The organism is Paenalcaligenes sp. GW821-LYS-B07-1, from assembly GCF_058803365.1.
This window is the reverse complement of sequence record NZ_CM179516.1, coordinates 397207-414768: the sequence shown is the minus strand read 5'-3', so window position 1 is coordinate 414768 and position 17562 is coordinate 397207. Positions and strand designations below refer to the sequence as shown.

Genomic DNA, 17562 nt, shown 5'->3' with positions numbered 1-17562 from the left:
TTTTCCTTTTATTTGTCTTTACGGAACATCTTGAGCATGCGGTGAGTCACAAAAAACCCGCCGAAAATATTGATACTAGCAATCAAGATGGCAATAAAAGCTAGAAATGACACCCAACCATTGCCTTGACCTATCTGCAATAAAGCCCCCACCACAATAATGCCGGAGATCGCATTGGTCACCGACATTAATGGCGTATGCAGAGAGTGTGTGACATTCCAGACCACGTAGTAGCCCACCACACACGACAACACAAACACAATTAGGTGATTCAAGAATGCAGCGGGTGCATTCGCGCCCAACCATAGGAAGCACAGCCCACCTACGCCCACTGCCAGTAATTTTTTCCACAGCGCCATGGGCGGTGCGGCAACGGCCTCAGTCGGTTTAGCGACTTTAGCTTGCGTAGGTGCTGCCGACACTTGAATAGGTGGCGGTGGATACAATAGCTCGCCTTGGTGACAGACCAGCATATTACGCAGCACTACGTCTTCTTGGTTTAGCACCGCCACACCATCTTTAGCGGGTGCGAGCAATTTAGCCAAGTTCACCAAGTTCGTTGAATACAACTGCGATGCTTGACCTGCTAAACGGTTGGCCAAATCGGTATAACCAATTACCGTCACGCCGTTTGCCGTCGTAATGGCTTCGCCTGGCACGGTGTATTCGCAGTTTCCGCCCGTTAACGCGGCCAAATCCACGATCACCGAACCCGCTTTCATGCTGTCTACCATTTCGCGAGTAATCAGTTTAGGGGCTGGCTTACCAGGAATCGCTGCTGTCGTGATGATGATGTCTACCTGCTTCGCCTGGTCAGCAAACAGTTTCATCTCGGCGGCGATAAATTCATCACTCATGGTTTTGGCGTAGCCATCACCACTACCCGTATTTTCTACAGGGATATCCAACTTCAAAAACTGGCCCCCCATGGAGGTGATTTGTTCAGCCACTTCCAAGCGGGTATCAAAGGCTTTCACAATCGCACCTAGTTGACGAGCTGCCCCTATAGCAGCTAACCCTGCCACGCCCGCACCAATCACCAACACCTCGGCAGGAGGCATTTTTCCAGCGGCGGTAATTTGACCCGTAAAAAAGCGCCCGAATGCACTGGCTGCTTCAACTACCGCTCGATAACCGCTGATATTCGCCATGGACGACAAGGCATCCATCGCTTGTGCTCGAGAAATACGCGGCACCATATCCATGGCCAACACAGTAATCTGCTTTGCTTGTAGGCTTTGCAACAATTCGGGGTTTTGGGCTGGCCAAATAAAGCACACCAGCATAGTACCGGGTTGTATGAGCTGAATTTCGAGGGAAGTAGGCGCATTGACCTTATAAATCAATTCGCATTCCCATACGCTGCTTGCATCCGCTACCGTTGCGCCAGTAGCGCTGTACAGTGCATCATCAAAACTGGAGGCTTTTCCTGCGTCAGTTTCTATCACCACATCAAAACCCAGCTTCAGTAGTTGCTCCACACTTTTAGGTGTAGCGGCTACTCGTGTTTCACCGGGTATTGTCTCCCTGGGTATCCCTATTCTCATCGTTATCATCCTTATGCGGTGAGCTATACCTATTGATTAGGCTATTAAAATAATTAACGATTTTTTGTGTGCGATAAAGTCTTTTGCTGTGCGATACGAACATCACCCCTATAACAGCACATATCTACAACTAAAGTGTTGTGTAATGACCAAGAAAAACCCCTGTTAACCGTACGCTAACAGGGGTTTGATGGAAACAGCTTAATGACTGACTTAGAACGGCAGTCGGTATCCTGGGGACACCTGCTCTAGGCTGTAGCGTGTACCGCTTTCAGAACGCACTACCAATCGTTTACCTTGCTGACGCTCAATCACGAATCGGTTAGTGAACAACGGATCATCCGGCTCTACCGCCAAACCGTTGGACTCCAAGGTTTGCAGCACCACAGCTTGGCCATCACGTACCCAACATCCGGCTTCGGATAATCCTTGGGACGGTTGGCGTGGACGTTTCACTTGCTCGGTATACAGCATTTGCCCATTAGCCTGCAGCGTCACCAGTGTACGCAGCTCGCCTTTAATACCTTTTTCGTTACGCTTGCTCAACCAGTTCCCGATCACCGGATCTTCTGGGCTAGCCGGTGTACACGCGGTAGGACGCGTTTCCACTGGCGCAGTAGGTTGAGTAGTTGGTGTTTCAGTAGGCATAGTCACACAACCAGCCAAAACCAGTGTTGCCAAACCTGCCAGGTAATTCATCCCTTTTCGCTTCATCTGTGCGCCTGCACGCATAAGTCACCTTTGCGAATACTGTATTGAACAGAGCACTATCTCTGTGTCCTAGCAAAATATTCTACCTCAGCTCATAGCCTTTGCCTGCCCTATATGGGAATTTCTCTACACACTGTAAGCACCTACATTTTGTTACCCTAGAGAGGCCCTAGGTATTTCTCTGTAGGTAGCTAAAACATTAACCGCAGAGAGGACTAAAATAGGACACTAGAAAGCAGACTCATGCCTGTAAAATAGGCATGATTGAATCTCTATAGCCAGTGTGCCGGCATTTGCCACCTCGCCACTGCTATGACTTACACGCAAGGAGTAGCCTCACTATGGCCACAGCAAAAAAAGCCAGCAGTACCACCGCTAGCAAAGCAGCGGCTACCAAAAAACCTGCCAAATCTGCCACGAAAGCACCCGCCGCAAAGCGTGATGTGAACCCTGCAGGTTCCTGGCCGTTTCCTACCGGTAACCGCCCATAAGGTAAGACCAAAAAACATCTGGGCCAGCGCATCAAGACTGGCCCGTGTTTTTTGACCTTCTGGATCTACCCTTTCTGCTTTTTCTTCGCTCTCTGCCATGTTCACTGATATTTTGTACTTTATTGCGAATATTGCCCTCAGTTTGCTGGGCATAGCTTTTGTGCTGCGTGCATGGTTGTATGCCATACGCCTGCACCCATTTAACCCCTACTCCCAAGCCATTTTCAAAGTGACTGATTGGGCGGTACTCCCCTTGCACCGATTCATCCCCAATCAACAACACGTAGACTGGCCAAGTCTTGCCGCCGCCTACATCGTGGCCTACGTACACGTCGCCTTGACCTTGCTGCTGCTCACCGATGCCGGTTTGTTTGTGCCAAGTGACTTCTGGCTGCGTGCATTGCTGTCAGCTGTGTTCACAGTAGGCGGCTGGATTGCCAACATGGTGTTGTGGGTCACATTGATTCAAGCTCTGCTGTCTTGGATCAACCCAATGGCGCCTGTCATGCCTATACTCAATACGCTGACAGCACCATTGCTGAACCCCATACGCAGACTGTTGCCACGCACTGGCGCTTTTGACTTCTCGCCATTGGCATTGCTGGTACTGGCCCAAATCTGCATCTTTATTTTGGGTAGACTGAAATTAGGCGTTTTTACTGGCGCATTCTAAGTGCTTGCCCGCTACAACGCCCCATCAAAAAAGCCCGCTTTTGCGGGCTTTTTTAATATGCCTAGGTTACTGCTGTCATGCCACCGTGGCGAGTCTATCCCAAGCCAGTGCACTATTTTTATCCAAACAATGCTTTTTGATGCGTTCACTCGGTGTTAGCTCGAAACGATCTACTACACGGTAAAAACGCGGCATTTGGTACGACGCCAGTTTCTTAGTTGCCCACTCTATCAGCGTACTCCATTCCACCTCGCTATCGGGTCTGAACTTCACGTACAACATGATTTCTTGTTCGCCAATGTCGCTAGCTACCCCTACCGCTGCAGAGGCTTCTACGGCATCATGCTCGGCAAAAACCCGCTCAATTTCCCATGCCGAGACGTTTTCACCGCGTACTCGCATGCTATCGGTTTTTCTACCTACAAAAAATAGATCACCATCCGCATCACGCCATGCAGCATCACCGGTGTAGAGCTTGCCCTGTATTAACGCTTTTTGTGTGGCTTCTGGGTTATGCAAATAGGCAGGTAAAAACACGCCCTCTAGCGGACTGGACAGCACCATCTGACCAATTTCACCCTCGCCAACGGCTAGCCCTTCGTCATTCAGTAGTTCTACCCGAATCCACGGCAACGCCGTACCTATAGAGCCTGGTTTCCCGGATGCATTAAAAGTGGCAAAACTGGAGCATTCCGTCATGCCATAGCACTCGCGTAACTCGCAGCCTAATTGCTCTTGCACGCTTTGCCATGCATTTTTAGAAACGCCAGCCCCCCATGCCGTTTGAATGCTTGCGCCTTCTGGTACTTCGTCGTGCGGTAATCGCACCAAAATATCCAGAATGCCACCTAGATAATGTAAATGGGTAGCTCTGGCTGCTTGCCATTGCGACCAAAAACGACTGGCTGAGAAACGCTTCACAATCAGTAGGCAAACACGCTCTAAGAACGGCACCAACAACATCTGTGCGCCCCCTATGTGACATAAGGGCTCCCACAAAAACAAGCGTGCTCCTTCTTTGACACCTGCAACCTGAATCGCCGCCTCACTGGCTACACGCATCATCCTATGGGTGAACACCACGCCTTTAGGCGCACCAGTGGTTCCCGATGTGTAGATAATGCATAAGGTGTCCGATGGCGCAATAGCAGGATTCTGCAACACCGCATCACTCGCTATCTGTATATGCTGCAGTTCTACCCAGGCCTCTGCGCTGACTCCGGCATCAGCCAACACCTCGGCAAATTCAGCTTCCGCAATAATTAAGGATGGCACGGCATGCTCTACGATGTAACGTACGCCTGGCCCCTTCACTTTGGTATTCACAGGAATCCAAATCACCCCAGACAACATCAGTGCATACAACAACGCTATATGCTCGGCTGTGTTGCTCAGCATGACTGCAACACTATCCCCTTTTTGGATGCCACGCGCCGCCAACCATTGCTGGAATCCCGCTACCTGTTGCCCTAACTGTTTCCTAGAAAGCGGCACAGACTCAAACTCAATCACATCTTGCTCAGCAGTTTGACTCAGCCCTCGGTACAAGAGCGGCACCACATCCCACTGATCATTTTCTATACGTTTTGCAAAATACTGCTCAAAACCGTTCATAGTCCACTACGCCTGTTTTTGAAATAGGAAGAAATTGAAATCACTGCAGTCACCACAATCAGCAATACTGTTGATACCGCTGCCAACGTAGGCGTTACCGCCAACTGGATGTCATCCCACATTTGTTTAGGCAACGTGGTGTTGATACCGCCACTGACAAAAATAGCGATGGTCAGATCATCAAACGACACGATGAATGCAAACAAAAACGCTGACGCTAAACTGCCAGCCAATAATGGCAAAATCACCGTACGTAGACGCGCCATCACGGACGCACCCAAAATACGTGCAGCATCATCCAAGCGCCAATCAAACAACCGCAATCCTGCCGATAACGTGACCACCGCATAAGGCAATGCCAACACGGTGTGACCAATCACCATCCCCAGATCCGTGCCCACTAAGCCAGTGCTGGCAAACAAGTACAGCAAGCCGATGGCAATCACGATACGAGGCACGATTAACGGTGCAACAAACACCCCAAACAACAGCTTGGTCCATTTGGAAGGCAATTTAGTCAACGCAAAGGTGGCCCCAAAACCCAGTACCACCGCTAAAAATGCCGTCGTCAGCCCTATGCCAAAAGAACGAATCACCGCGGCTTGCCACACCGAAGAGTTAAAGAACTCTTTAAACCACCGCAGGCTGAATAGCTCTGGCGGGAACGCCACAACAGCATTCTTAGTAAACGCAATGGGCACAACAATAATGACGGGCAACACTAGAAACAGCAGAATCAGCCAGGTATAACCATTGAGCACACGATTCGACGATGATGAGGCTGGCGAGGCGAGCGGCAAGAATCTATCCAACCGTTGGCCTATAAACAGCAACAGTTTCAGCATCATTCCGGAGCCAGACTTACTACTGCGCTTGGCCTCGGCACCGGCTAAGGACGTCAACCCCACCATACGGTCATACACGTAGAACACCACAATGGAGCACAACAGCAATACCGTTGATAACGCTCCTGCAAACTTCAGATCAAACAGCTCCAGCACGGAAGAAATTACCAACTGGGCAATCATGGTTTCGCGTGGCGTACCCAGCAAAGCAGGCACAATAAAGAAGCCCAAGCTAGTAATGAACACCAACAACCCGGCGGCGGCCACACCCGGCATAGAAAGCGGCAAGAAGATGGTCAGAAAACCTGTTGCTCTACCTGCACCCAAGGTTTCAGCGGCTTGTCCCAGTTGTCTGCTAATGCCTTGCATAATAGGTAGCATGGTCAACACGGCTAAGGGCAACATGGCATGCACCATACCCACTAGCACGCCTGACAACGAAGGCATCAAGGACGCATTGCCATCAATCAGCCCCAAGGCTTCGGCCACGCTGGTCAATACCCCACTACGTGACATCAGCAGCATCCATGCATAGGTTTTCACCAGATAACTGGTCCAAAACGGCAGCATAATCCACAGTAACCAGCGGTTCCTGCGGCGCTCATTGAAGCTACTCAGTAGCAACGCAATGGGATAGCCAAACACCACTGAAAATACAGCGGTTAAGACGGAAATACCAAAGGTTGTCCACAGCACTTTGACGTATACCGGCGTTTCAAACAGTCGTGCAAACTGCTTAATGCTGAACTCGTCCTCGGCAGACATAAACCCGCCCTGCAGAATTTGCAGTACCGGTAATAGAAAAAAGACACCCAAAAAAACGATGGCTGGCAAAGCTGGCAGCCATACCCGTAAGTTTTTTCGCAGTTTGGATGGTCTAGGCTCACTTAACGAGAGCGTCGCAGCCCTATTGTTCATGACTTGCTCCTACTGCATCAGCACACTGGTAGAGGCTACATCCCAACGAATGCCCACCTTGTCACCCAAACTTGCTGCATGACGTCTATGGCAACGAACACTGAACAATTCGTCAGAGTCTGCCATCCCATCCAGCTTCACGCGTGCGCGTATCTCTGAACCCAGAAACACCATTTCAGCTACCGTGCCCTGTACGAAACCGTCTGCAGGTGTGACTAGCTCGGCCATTTCTGGACGTACCAGTAACGTAGACGCCTCGTGGTGGTGGTTCGCTGGCACATAGGCCGACTCTACTGACAGGTTGTATGCACCCGCTGCAAAGGTTTGCGTGGCTGTCATACATCCATCTAAGAGGTTGGACTGCCCAATAAAGTCGGCAGCAAAACGTGAACAAGGGCGGTCGTACAACTCTTGTGGGGTACCCAGTTGCTCAATACGAGCTTGATTCATCAAGCAGACGCGGTCACTCATGGTCAGCGCTTCGTCTTGATCGTGGGTCACATAAATAAAGGTGGCACCTAAATCATCGTGTAAACGGCGGATTTCCAGCTGCATGTGTTCCCGCAGTTTTTTATCCAACGCACCCAGAGGCTCATCCAGCAGCACCACGGATGGACGGTAAGCAAAGCATCGCGCCAGTGCTACCCGTTGCTGCTGCCCACCCGATAACTCTTTAGGCAAGCGTTTGGCGTAGTCACTCATCTTGACCATGGCCAACGCGTCCTCTACTGCTGAGTTCAACGCTGCGCCTTTAACTTGTCGCATACGCAAACCATAGGCAACGTTGTCCCACACATTCATATGCGGAAATAAGGCATAGCTTTGGAACACCATCCCTATGCCGCGCTGACCTGCTGCGGCATGGGTGGCATCTTTCCCATCAATCAGTAGTTGGCCACCGCTAGGGTCCACCAAACCAGCAATCATCATCAGCAACGTGGTCTTGCCCGAGCCTGATGGCCCTAGCAAGGTCAGGAACTCACCTGCCTTCACTTGCAAATCTGTAGGCAACAGAGCGTCCGTCTCGCCATAACGTTTGGCGAGACCTTTAGTTTCCAACTTGTACATACCAGAGACTCTTAAGAAATAATCCAGTTGTTAAAGCGCTCCGTCACTTCCTGACGGTTCGCTGCCCACCACTCAGGGCTTGGCAATGCCATGTTTGTAAAGTTCTGTGGTGCGCTAGGAAGGATTTCTGCCCGTTCTGGAGAAATAAACTCAAACGCTTCTTGGTTGGTAGGCCCATATGCCAGCTCATCGGTGAACAAAGCTTGGCGCTGTTTATCGGCACAAAAACGTACAAACTGTTTGGCTATGTCGGCACGTGGTGTGCCGCGAGGAATCCCCCACCCTTCGATGGAGTACAACCCTTCATTCCACACGATTTTGACAGGCGCCTCATTATCTATAGCAGCTTGCGCCCTCCCATTCCATGTGGAAATCATGTCTACATCACCGTTTTGGATGGCTTGCATAGCTTGTGCACCAGATGTCCACCAAATAGCGATATGCGGTTTGATCTTGTCCAGACTACGAAAAGCGCGGTCTACATCCAGTGGATAGAGTTGATCCATCGGTACACCATCTGCCATGAGCGCTTGCTCTAAGGTATCGAGCGGATTACGACGCAGCGAGCGACGCCCTGGAAACTTCTCTACGTTCCAGAAATCAGCCCATGTCTGTGGGCCTTGCTCACCGTACTTGTCGGTTCTATAGGCCAATACCGTGGAATAAATATCCACACCCATCCATGTAGACGTTAGCGCCTCTGGAATCAACCCTGGCACGTCGGCTAACGTAAAGCCCAAAGGCTCCAACAAGTTCTGCGATTCCAAATACGGAATGTCTGCCGACAGGGTGAGTGTGGTCACATCCCAAATATAGTTTTTGGTCTGCACAATGGCGTTAATCTGAGCCACTGGCTGCGCCTCACGCGCCACGTTCACCACACGTATTCCCGTTTCTTTTTCAAACGGATCGTAAAAGGCTTTACGGTACGCTGCAGAGTACGGACCACCAGGGTCAGCAACGATAAGTTTTTGGTCTTTGGCCCACGCGCCTAGGCCAGTCCCCGCCAATGCCAAACCGCCTGTGGCTTGTAATATTCGGCGGCGCATCATACTTTTAGGTGTATCCATGTCTCTCTCCAGTGCACTCGTTTAGTGGTTCTTCACAGCACAGCCACAACTGATTTTTAGGTATGTAGATTAGTGTGCGGCTTTACGATCTCTACGCACTTTGAAGAACTCTTCCATCATGCGTACAGGTTCACCACTGGCATACGATTCGGCATGTAGGCGTGTGGCGGCATCCATTGTTTCTGCAAAACTGGCTGCAGACATTTCTCTAAAGCGCTGCTTGTTCAAGCGCATCGCTACAGGCGGCTTAGCGCCTAACTCTTGGGCTACTTCCAACGCTTTAGCAAACACTTGGTCTTCTGCCACCAAGTGATGAATCAAACCAATACGATGACTTTCGTCGGCTTCCATCATGCGGCCAGTCAAAGTGAGCTCAATGGTTCTGGACATACCCAACATCAAATTCATGATCCACGGCCCAGTCACGCTCGCAATACCGGAGTTAATTTCAGGCTGGCCCATTTTCACGCCTGCGTGCGCAACCCGTACGTCACCCAATAAGGTGACTTGGAAGGCTGAACCTGCAGCGGTACCGTTCAACGCCATTACTAATGGTTTTTGCAGATTACGCAGCACATCGTAAAAACGTTCCCAAGACTGAATCCATACCCCTGAATCACTGACGTCAAAGTTTTGCGCTTCTTCCAAATCTTGACCCGCGCTAAACGCACGATTGCCAGCACCCGTCATGATCAATGAGCGAACACTGTCATCATGATCAAAGGTTTTTAGCGCCTGCATAATTTCTTCGCGCATCGCGCCATGCCATGCGTTTAGCTTCGCTGGTCGGTTCAAACGGATCACTGCAACGTTGCCAATTTTTTCTGTCTCGATAAACTTATTGCTCATAAAATAACCTTTTATTGCATAGCGATTAATTGTTAGTGAAAACAATGATATTTTCTTAGTAAAAGTAAAAAAACTAGGGAAATCCATTAACAGAGACATATTCCTTCCCCGATGCATAAAAGGAAAAACATCAACAATAAGTAAAATTTCTTCTATAACAATCACATAAGAACGTAGACTTTGGTTTGCGTTGAAAACAGAAAAATCGCATGTTATTGTTATGCGATAAATATTTACAAACACTCAAACATGACTGTGAACTCTTCCCAAACTGCTGCTCAGTCCCCAAAACGTCGTCGTGCCGTCAAAGCCCCTACCGAGTCGTCGCTGTTCGTGAACTCGGTAGAGAAAGCATTTCGGGTACTGGCAGTGTTCAACCATAAACATCGCAAACTGTCGTTATCGCAGATTGCTCAACTATCCAAATTGGACATCAGCGCTACACAGCGCTTTACATTTACGCTGCAGCATTTAGGCTTTTTAATGAAAGATGAGGAGTCAAAGCTCTATGAGCTGTCGCCTCGTATGCTGGACCTGTCGCATCAGTACATTTCTTCTAATGACTCAGTAAGTCGTGCTACACCGTTTTTGCAGCAACTGGCCATAGAAACAGAAGAAACCGTCAACTTTTCGACGTTAGATAACACTGAAATTGTGTATTTGCAGCGTATTGTGAGCCGTCACGTGCTAACACCTGAAGTGATTGTTGGTACGCGTCTACCGGCTTACTGTACGTCGTCAGGGTTGGCCATGCTGGCCGCACTGCCTACCGCTGAAGCAGAAGCTATTTTGGATGCGTCTGAGCTGGTGCCCTATACACAGCACACCATCTACGACAAACCTAGCATTCTGAAGCGCTTAGAAGACATACGCATGAAAGGTTATGCGCATGCAGAAAACGAGCTGTATCTGGGCGATATTTCCACGGCTGTGGCGATTGTGAATTCCGACAATAGACCTGTGGGTGCAATCAATATAGCTGTGTCACTATCGCGCTGGAAAGGCCCGGACGATGAGCTACGCATCGCCTCGTTACTGATAGAAGCTGGACGTGCTATTTCCAGTCGGGAATAAAAAAACGGGACACGATGTAGTGTCCCGTTTTTTGTAACTGCTGCAGTATTAGTACTGCGCCGGAGCAGGTACCACGCGAGTTGGGCCTGTGCCGCTCAACAACTGTACGCGTTGACCAGGTACAAACTGGATATCAGCCTCTTGGGCGATAACGCGAGTTTCACCGTTATCCAAACGTACGGTAATTTCCAAACCGTCTGTTTTACCTACGCGATTTTCAATGGCATTACCCAGCAAACCGCCAAGTAACGCACCACCAATAGTCGCCAACGTTTGGCCACGACCACCACCAATAGTGCTTGCGGCAACGCCACCAATCGCCGCGCCAGCACCCATGCCTACGCCAGAACTCTGTTCGTCTTGAATGACGATAGGGCGACTAGAAATCACTGTACCCATGCGCACAATTTGTTCGCGTTGTGCTTGCCCATAGGTATACACATTGCTGGATGCAGATTTATTGGCACAACCAGCCAAGAACACTAAAGGAGACACGGCCAAGGCAACCGCAGCAAAACGTCGTGCTGCGCCTTGTTTTGTTGCTAGACTAATCATAGGTACTCCATTATTAAATACGGGAACGATGCCCTTAAGGCGCTACGCCTTAGAATTTCACATCCAGATCGTAATGTTGCTTCAGCAATGCACTGATCTCTGCACGCGAAGGCTGGTGATTCTGAGGACCTTGGGATGCAATTTTAATCCCACCCATCACATTACCCAAGCAACAAGAATCGTAAAGACTCCAACCTTTTGCCAAGCCGTAAAGCAAACCACCGCGATGCGCATCACCGCATCCTGTAGGGTCAGCCAAATCGCTCACAGCGATAGGAGCAATGGTGATTTCCTGACCGTCAGTATACAGGCTAGCACCTTCGGCACCACGCGTAATGATTACTGCTTGTAACCCCTTGGCGATGTCAGTAATAGAGCGCTGTGTGCGTTGCTCAATGACTTCAGCTTCGTAGTCGTTTGCAGTCAAAATACTGGCCATGCTGATCATCCGTTGCAGGTCGTCACCATCGAACAAAGGCATTGCTTGGCCCAAGTCAAAAATAAACGGAGTGCCTTGACGGTGCAAGCGCTCTGCATTGGCAAACATACCTGCTTTAGAATCTGGGGCCACAATAGCCCAACCAGCCTCTTGGCCTGACAGGTCATTCTCGCTAGAGTATTGCATCGCTCCGGGGTGGAAGGCTGCAATCTGATTACCGTCTAAGTCGGTAGTGATGTGGCACTGCGCCGAGAACGTCTCGGGGCGCATCTGAATCATGCTGGTATCAATACCCAAATTATTCAGGTATTGCAGGTAATCTTGAGCATCTATACCAATAGTGCCCACAGGTACTGCCTGAGCGCCCAGCAAGTTCAGGTTATAGGAAATATTCCCAGCACAACCGCCGTACTCTTTACGCATGCTAGGAACTAGGAAAGACACACTCAGTGATTTCACACTATCAGGCAGAATGTGATCTTTAAAGCACCCTTCAAATACCGTGATAGTATCAAAAGCCAACGACCCACATACCAGAATTCGCTCAGACATAAGCCTACCTAAAATATTTATCGATTTTATAACCATTGATGCGTGTTGCTGATTGCACCGGCAACACAAACTCAATTTCCGACTGTGCCGCAAAAGGCTGTTCTAGCTGTTGAGCAGTCAGATACTGTTTGGGTAATACTTCCACGCGTGCCACCACGGCTGCAGCCACATCGGTAAACGTCACCACCAAACTTGGCCATTCTTGCGCTTGATCATCGGCATTACGCAGACGTACACGTAGCTGATATTGCTGCACACTATTGCCCGAACCTGCTTGCTGTACCTGCAACGCCGACGAAACCACTTTGATATCAGCAATATTACGTACATAGGGTACTGTGCAGCCTAATTTTTCGCACAATGCTTCCAACACAGGGCGCGTCATCGGTACGGCACTGGCTATTTGCAAACGAAATACATACAGGGCTTGCACCGCCAACACACCTAAGAGTAGCAGAGCCACGAGTGCCCAGAACAATCTGGCTAGCCTAAAGCTACGCGGCAGGTCGTGGGGCTCATCATAACGGTGATAGGGACGCTCTTCGTCGCGTGCACGGCCACTGGCAATAAACACCGGCGACTCGTCATCTTGCCCAGCACCTATACGCCATGCTGGCTCACGTGGGGCTGCTGCTGCACCACTTCGTGGTGACACAAAGAACCTGTCTTCCTCTTCACGATGATCATCAGGATCTTCATAAATAGGTTGATGATGTTCATCATCCGCAGGAGGTTCGTAGCGAGCAGAAATCCATTCTACGTTGTCTACGATTGGCTCTGATTCTTGCTCTTCTGCGTCTTCTTGAGCATCCTGATCGTCGTAATCGTCCTGATCATCAACGTAGTCTGTCTCATCGTACTCAGCCGTCTCTTCCTCTACGGGAACAAACGACTGTGGTATTTCTACTAATGGAGTACGGCTAACGGGAGCTGGGGTAGGCTCAGGCTGCCACTGTTGTAAGCCATCTGCTTGCGTCACTGAACGTGGCGTTTGCGGTTGCGGCCCTTCAGGAACTACCTGCTCAAAACCATCGAAAATGGCTGCGCACTGTGGACAACGTATATACCCTTTACGGCGTTGCAACTGCTCAACGTTTACCGTAAAACGCGTCTGACAATGCGGACAAAGCGTAACCAGTTCCATAGCCATCACTACCTAATCAAGCGGGTCGGCGACCTGCCAAACATACCCAGCCTTCGCGCTCTTGCCATACCTCCATGGGAATCCACTGTCCATAGGTTTTAATCAGGTCCTCGGCTTGCCAATCCAAAATACCAGACAATGCCAAGTAGCCGCCCGGACGTACACGTCCGCACAGCATAGAAGCCATCACTTTTAGCGGGCCAGATAGAATATTCGCCACTACCACATCGTACTGCCCATCTTCTAAGGCATCAGGCAGACTTGCATTCACAGCTACCTGATTGACTTCAGCGTTGTAGATTGTGGAGCTAACAGCTTGCTCGTCTATATCTACCGCGTCTACGGAACTGGCACCCAGTTTTTTAGCAGCAATAGCCAAAATCCCCGAACCACAGCCGTAATCCAGTACGCGCTGATCAGCCAAGTTGGCGTCAGACAACCAGTGCAAACACAGGTGCGTGGTGGGGTGACTACCCGTACCAAAAGCTAGACCTGGATCCAACTCTATACGCACACCGCTTTCATCGCCTTGATCTGGCATAACCAAGTCAGGATCATCACGGTGCCAGCTGGGCACAATCAATACTTTTTCGCCCACACGGATGGGGCCGAACTGCGCTTGAGTAATACGTACCCAATCGCTATCTGGAACTTCACGCACCGACCATGCATTAGCCGGCACAGAGATATCCACATGCTCTTGAAGCTGAGCCACCATATCTTCGGGCTCTACGTCTTCTGGCAATAGCGCTACCACACGGTTACGCTGCCATGCCAATACTTCAGGCTCTAGGCCTGGCTCACCAAACAACGGTTTTTCTTGATCGGTGTGCTCATCAGCATCTTCAACCGACACCGAAAGCACGCCCAGCTCCAGCAAGGCATCGGACAAGCTCTCAGCCTGTTGTTCGCTGCAATGCAGTATCAGTTCTCGCATAATTTATTCCACCAAAAGAAAACAGGGGTACTAAACCCCTGTTCTTATTTTACCGTTTGCCTTATGGGCGTTGGGCAAGTTTTTGCTCTAAATAGTGGATGCTGGCCCCGCCTTCACGGAACGCACCATCTTGCATCAGTTCGCGATGCAGAGGAATATTGGTTTTGATACCTTCCACCACCATTTCAGACAATGCGATAGACATACGTGCGATCGCTTGTTCACGTGTTGCACCGTAGGTAATCAGCTTCGCAATCATGGAATCATAATTAGGCGGAACTGTGTAACCAGAGTACACGTGCGAATCCATACGTACGCCTGGGCCACCTGGTGTGTGCCAGTTGGTGATTTTCCCTGGGCTAGGAATAAACTTGAATGGATCTTCAGCGTTGATACGGCACTCGATAGAGTGGCCCTCAAACACGATATCACGTTGACGCAGAGTGAATTTCTCGCCGGCAGCAATACGAATTTGTTCTTGAATCAAGTCTAAGCCTGTGATCATTTCTGTCACAGTGTGCTCAACCTGAATACGGGTGTTCATCTCAATAAAGTAGAACTCGCCGTTTTCGTACAAGAACTCGAATGTACCTGCACCGCGATAGCCCAGCTTTTTACATGCATCTACACAGCGATCACCAATACGTTCGATCAGCTTGCGTGGAATACCTGGAGCAGGCGCTTCTTCAATAACTTTCTGGTGACGACGCTGCATGGAACAATCACGCTCGCCTAGCCACACTGCATTACGGCCACCATCAGCCATCACTTGAATTTCAATGTGACGTGGGTTCTCGAGGTATTTTTCCATGTATACCTCGGGATTGTTAAACGCTGCTGCAGCTTCAGTACGCGTTGTCGCGACGGCTGTCAGCAATGCGCCTTCGGTGAAGACCACGCGCATACCGCGGCCACCGCCACCACCAGAGGCTTTAACAATCACGGGATACCCGATGTCACGAGCAATACGTGTGATTTCTTGAGGGTCATCCGGCAATGCGCCAGCAGAGCCCGGTACTACCGGCACACCTGCTTCGATCATGGTTTTCTTGGCCGTCACCTTATCGCCCATCAGGCGAATGGTTTCAGGACGAGGACCGATGAAAACAAACCCCGATTTTTCCACACGCTCGGCGAAGTCGGCGTTTTCAGCCAAGAAACCGTAGCCAGGGTGAATGGCTTCAGCGTCGGTGACTTCGGCGGCGGAAATGATGGCGGGCATGCTCAAGTAGCTATCACGAGCCTGCGCTGGACCAATACACACGGACTCGTCAGCCAATCGTACATACTTGGCTTCACGGTCAACATCCGAGTGCACCACCACCGTTTTGATGCCCATTTCACGACATGCGCGCTGGATACGTAGGGCGATTTCGCCCCGGTTGGCAATGAGGATCTTGTCAAACATGGACTTAGCCGATCACGAACAAAGGTTGACCAAATTCAACGGGTTCACCGTTTTCAATCAGAATTTCTTTAATCACACCGCTCTTGTCTGCTTCGATTTCGTTCAGCAGTTTCATGGCTTCAATGATACACAGGGCATCACCCTCTTTCACGGACTGACCTACTTCTACGAACGGTGCAGCACCTGGGTTAGGCGCACGGTAGAAAGTACCAACCATTGGTGCAGGCACCACATGGCCAGTTTGCACTGCAGGTGCAGCTTCAGCGGCAGGTGCAGCAGCAACGGGAGCAACTGGTGCAGCAGCAGGAGCAACCGCTTGAGGGGCTGCATACACTACTTGCTGGGCAGCAGCAGACGCTTTAACGATGCGTACTTTGCCATCACCTTCAGTTACTTCCAGCTCAGAAATATCGGATTCTGCTACTAGGTCAATCAGGGTTTTGAGTTTTCTAAGATCCATGCGTGCTTCCTGCTACACCGCCTCAGGCTAAAGCTGATACGGTGCGGAAAAAATTGGTCAAATCGGACATATCCATTAGCGAAACTTATTGTGCCAAAGCAAAGCGCAATGCAGCTTCATAGCCATATGCACCCAGCCCCACAATAACACCTTTAGCCATCGCAGACAGATACGAGTGATGGCGAAAAGTTTCCCGCTGATATACGTTTGAAAGATGAACCTCCACGAAAGGAATGGATACTGCAGCCAGAGCATCACGAATCGCCACACTGGTGTGAGTGTAGGCACCAGCATTAATGATGATGTAATCGATGCGTTCACCAGCAGCCGCTTGAATGCGGTCTACCAGAGCACCTTCGTGATTGCTCTGAAAAACATGGCATTGAGCTCCCATACCAGTAGCCACATCCAGTAGATGTGTATTGATATCAGCCAGGGTTTGTCGCCCGTAAATATCGGGTTCACGCATACCGAGCAGATTCAGATTGGGCCCATGCAGAACCAGAATGTTTTGCGCCATGCTTTATCTTTTCGTGGAGACAGTTCGACTTTTTACGCCAAAATGCGCTAAATGTCTATAAATACCGCATCATAGCATCCGCACAATTCTACGCCTACCCGGCGAGGCTTGCCAATTCTAATGCTAAAGATGCCTTACTAATTTGCCCTAATACGCGATGCTGCTCACTACCTTCAGCATCAAACAGCATCGTGTACGGTAAACCACCTTGTCGGTTACCCAAATCGCGCATGATTTGTATGCCACGATGGCCTGCCACCAAAATGTCATAACTGACTGGAGTTTTCAGCAGAAACTTGTTCACATTTGCAGTGGTATCGACGGCAACTCCCAGAAAACGCACATCCGGAAACTCTTTGCTCAGAGCATCAAGATCTGGCATCTCTTTGACGCAAGGCGGGCACCATGTCGCCCAGAAGTTCACCAACAGCGGTTTACCCAGGTAATCTTCCATGCCACGGCTTTCGCCATCCAGCGTGGTAAATGACTGCTGGTAGAAACCGCTGGCTGTCACATCAGTGGCCCATACTGATGATATTGCTGACCCATATAGCCCGGCTGCCGCACAGGCTTTCATAAAATTGCGTCTATCCATGTTTCTACTCAATTTGAACTGCCTAAATACTACTGTACACACTCTACCCAAGCCAATACATAACTGACTACAATGAACGCCGGAGGTTTCCC

The 17562-nt window shown here is 50.0% G+C and carries 18 protein-coding genes; 3 read left to right on the top strand and 15 right to left on the bottom strand.

Annotated elements, in window-relative coordinates:
* Positions 1-8: 8 nt before the first annotated feature.
* Complete coding sequence (locus AC3QL0_RS02040; RefSeq protein WP_493009847.1) at positions 9-1547, bottom strand: Re/Si-specific NAD(P)(+) transhydrogenase subunit alpha; 1539 nt, start codon at positions 1545-1547, stop codon at positions 9-11.
* 213 nt (positions 1548-1760) lie between these two features.
* Complete coding sequence (locus tag AC3QL0_RS02035) at positions 1761-2261, bottom strand: hypothetical protein (RefSeq protein WP_493009846.1); 501 nt, start codon at positions 2259-2261, stop codon at positions 1761-1763.
* A 338-nt stretch (positions 2262-2599) separates the two neighbouring features.
* Between AC3QL0_RS02035 and AC3QL0_RS02030 the strand changes: the two genes are divergently transcribed.
* On the top strand, positions 2600-2749 hold the full coding sequence (locus AC3QL0_RS02030; protein WP_493009845.1) for a hypothetical protein: 150 nt from the start codon (positions 2600-2602) through the stop codon (positions 2747-2749).
* A gap of 97 nt (positions 2750-2846) precedes the next feature.
* Positions 2847-3422, top strand: coding sequence for a YggT family protein (locus AC3QL0_RS02025; RefSeq protein ID WP_493009844.1), 576 nt, complete (start codon positions 2847-2849; stop codon positions 3420-3422).
* Positions 3423-3497: 75 nt separating this feature from the next.
* On the opposite strand, the gene AC3QL0_RS02020 is transcribed toward AC3QL0_RS02025, so the two are convergent.
* The 5 genes from AC3QL0_RS02020 to AC3QL0_RS02000 form a co-directional block, all read right to left on the bottom strand.
* Positions 3498-5036: a class I adenylate-forming enzyme family protein gene (locus tag AC3QL0_RS02020; protein ID WP_493009843.1), complete on the bottom strand. Its 1539-nt coding sequence runs from the start codon at positions 5034-5036 to the stop codon at positions 3498-3500.
* Positions 5033-6799 carry an ABC transporter permease subunit gene (locus AC3QL0_RS02015; RefSeq protein WP_493009842.1) on the bottom strand — a complete coding sequence of 589 codons (1767 nt, stop codon included), beginning with the start codon at positions 6797-6799 and terminating at the stop codon, positions 5033-5035. Before AC3QL0_RS02015 ends, AC3QL0_RS02020 begins: the two co-directional genes overlap by 4 nt.
* Before the next feature lie 9 nt (positions 6800-6808).
* Entirely contained in the window at positions 6809-7867 is a 1059-nt protein-coding gene (locus AC3QL0_RS02010) for an ABC transporter ATP-binding protein (protein WP_493009841.1), read from the bottom strand.
* An 11-nt stretch (positions 7868-7878) separates the two neighbouring features.
* Positions 7879-8937: an ABC transporter substrate-binding protein gene (locus AC3QL0_RS02005; RefSeq protein ID WP_493009840.1), complete on the bottom strand. Its 1059-nt coding sequence runs from the start codon at positions 8935-8937 to the stop codon at positions 7879-7881.
* 69 nt (positions 8938-9006) lie between these two features.
* On the bottom strand, positions 9007-9786 hold the full coding sequence (locus AC3QL0_RS02000) for an enoyl-CoA hydratase/isomerase family protein (protein ID WP_493009839.1): 780 nt from the start codon (positions 9784-9786) through the stop codon (positions 9007-9009).
* A 249-nt stretch (positions 9787-10035) separates the two neighbouring features.
* On the opposite strand from AC3QL0_RS02000, the gene AC3QL0_RS01995 reads away from it, so the two are divergent.
* Positions 10036-10860, top strand: a complete 825-nt coding sequence (locus tag AC3QL0_RS01995) for an IclR family transcriptional regulator (RefSeq protein ID WP_493009838.1) — start codon at positions 10036-10038, stop codon at positions 10858-10860.
* A 48-nt stretch (positions 10861-10908) separates the two neighbouring features.
* Here the strand turns inward: AC3QL0_RS01995 and AC3QL0_RS01990 are convergent, their stop codons facing one another.
* From AC3QL0_RS01990 to AC3QL0_RS01955, 8 genes are all read right to left on the bottom strand, one after another.
* On the bottom strand, positions 10909-11415 hold the full coding sequence (locus AC3QL0_RS01990; RefSeq protein WP_493009837.1) for an outer membrane lipoprotein: 507 nt from the start codon (positions 11413-11415) through the stop codon (positions 10909-10911).
* A 49-nt stretch (positions 11416-11464) separates the two neighbouring features.
* Positions 11465-12406, bottom strand: a complete 942-nt coding sequence (locus AC3QL0_RS01985; RefSeq protein ID WP_493009836.1) for a carbohydrate kinase family protein — start codon at positions 12404-12406, stop codon at positions 11465-11467.
* Between the two features lie 4 nt (positions 12407-12410).
* Positions 12411-13550, bottom strand: a complete 1140-nt coding sequence (locus tag AC3QL0_RS01980) for a zinc-ribbon and DUF3426 domain-containing protein (protein WP_493009835.1) — start codon at positions 13548-13550, stop codon at positions 12411-12413.
* Between the two features lie 16 nt (positions 13551-13566).
* Positions 13567-14487: a 50S ribosomal protein L11 methyltransferase gene (gene prmA, locus AC3QL0_RS01975; RefSeq protein ID WP_493009834.1), complete on the bottom strand. Its 921-nt coding sequence runs from the start codon at positions 14485-14487 to the stop codon at positions 13567-13569.
* A gap of 61 nt (positions 14488-14548) precedes the next feature.
* Positions 14549-15895 (bottom strand): acetyl-CoA carboxylase biotin carboxylase subunit, encoded by a 1347-nt coding sequence (gene accC / locus AC3QL0_RS01970; protein WP_493009833.1) that lies wholly within the window; start codon positions 15893-15895, stop codon positions 14549-14551.
* Positions 15896-15899: 4 nt separating this feature from the next.
* Positions 15900-16355, bottom strand: a complete 456-nt coding sequence (gene accB, locus AC3QL0_RS01965) for an acetyl-CoA carboxylase biotin carboxyl carrier protein (protein ID WP_493009832.1) — start codon at positions 16353-16355, stop codon at positions 15900-15902.
* Between the two features lie 85 nt (positions 16356-16440).
* Positions 16441-16875, bottom strand: a complete 435-nt coding sequence (gene aroQ / locus AC3QL0_RS01960) for a type II 3-dehydroquinate dehydratase (protein ID WP_135864296.1) — start codon at positions 16873-16875, stop codon at positions 16441-16443.
* A 94-nt stretch (positions 16876-16969) separates the two neighbouring features.
* On the bottom strand, positions 16970-17470 hold the full coding sequence (locus AC3QL0_RS01955) for a TlpA family protein disulfide reductase (protein ID WP_493009831.1): 501 nt from the start codon (positions 17468-17470) through the stop codon (positions 16970-16972).
* Positions 17471-17562 lie beyond the last annotated feature (92 nt).

What these genes read in the sequence shown, in the direction of transcription:
- AC3QL0_RS02040 (WP_493009847.1), bottom strand. Translation starts at nt 1,547, where the DNA reads ATGAGAATAGGGATACCCAGGGAGACAATACCCGGTGAAACACGAGTA.
- AC3QL0_RS02035 (WP_493009846.1), bottom strand. Translation starts at nt 2,261, where the DNA reads ATGAAGCGAAAAGGGATGAATTACCTGGCAGGTTTGGCAACACTGGTT.
- AC3QL0_RS02030 (WP_493009845.1), top strand. Translation starts at nt 2,600, where the DNA reads ATGGCCACAGCAAAAAAAGCCAGCAGTACCACCGCTAGCAAAGCAGCG.
- AC3QL0_RS02025 (WP_493009844.1), top strand. Translation starts at nt 2,847, where the DNA reads ATGTTCACTGATATTTTGTACTTTATTGCGAATATTGCCCTCAGTTTG.
- AC3QL0_RS02020 (WP_493009843.1), bottom strand. Translation starts at nt 5,036, where the DNA reads ATGAACGGTTTTGAGCAGTATTTTGCAAAACGTATAGAAAATGATCAG.
- AC3QL0_RS02015 (WP_493009842.1), bottom strand. Translation starts at nt 6,799, where the DNA reads ATGAACAATAGGGCTGCGACGCTCTCGTTAAGTGAGCCTAGACCATCC.
- AC3QL0_RS02010 (WP_493009841.1), bottom strand. Translation starts at nt 7,867, where the DNA reads ATGTACAAGTTGGAAACTAAAGGTCTCGCCAAACGTTATGGCGAGACG.
- AC3QL0_RS02005 (WP_493009840.1), bottom strand. Translation starts at nt 8,937, where the DNA reads ATGGATACACCTAAAAGTATGATGCGCCGCCGAATATTACAAGCCACA.
- AC3QL0_RS02000 (WP_493009839.1), bottom strand. Translation starts at nt 9,786, where the DNA reads ATGAGCAATAAGTTTATCGAGACAGAAAAAATTGGCAACGTTGCAGTG.
- AC3QL0_RS01995 (WP_493009838.1), top strand. Translation starts at nt 10,036, where the DNA reads ATGACTGTGAACTCTTCCCAAACTGCTGCTCAGTCCCCAAAACGTCGT.
- AC3QL0_RS01990 (WP_493009837.1), bottom strand. Translation starts at nt 11,415, where the DNA reads ATGATTAGTCTAGCAACAAAACAAGGCGCAGCACGACGTTTTGCTGCG.
- AC3QL0_RS01985 (WP_493009836.1), bottom strand. Translation starts at nt 12,406, where the DNA reads ATGTCTGAGCGAATTCTGGTATGTGGGTCGTTGGCTTTTGATACTATC.
- AC3QL0_RS01980 (WP_493009835.1), bottom strand. Translation starts at nt 13,550, where the DNA reads ATGGAACTGGTTACGCTTTGTCCGCATTGTCAGACGCGTTTTACGGTA.
- prmA (WP_493009834.1), bottom strand. Translation starts at nt 14,487, where the DNA reads ATGCGAGAACTGATACTGCATTGCAGCGAACAACAGGCTGAGAGCTTG.
- accC (WP_493009833.1), bottom strand. Translation starts at nt 15,895, where the DNA reads ATGTTTGACAAGATCCTCATTGCCAACCGGGGCGAAATCGCCCTACGT.
- accB (WP_493009832.1), bottom strand. Translation starts at nt 16,355, where the DNA reads ATGGATCTTAGAAAACTCAAAACCCTGATTGACCTAGTAGCAGAATCC.
- aroQ (WP_135864296.1), bottom strand. Translation starts at nt 16,875, where the DNA reads ATGGCGCAAAACATTCTGGTTCTGCATGGGCCCAATCTGAATCTGCTC.
- AC3QL0_RS01955 (WP_493009831.1), bottom strand. Translation starts at nt 17,470, where the DNA reads ATGGATAGACGCAATTTTATGAAAGCCTGTGCGGCAGCCGGGCTATAT.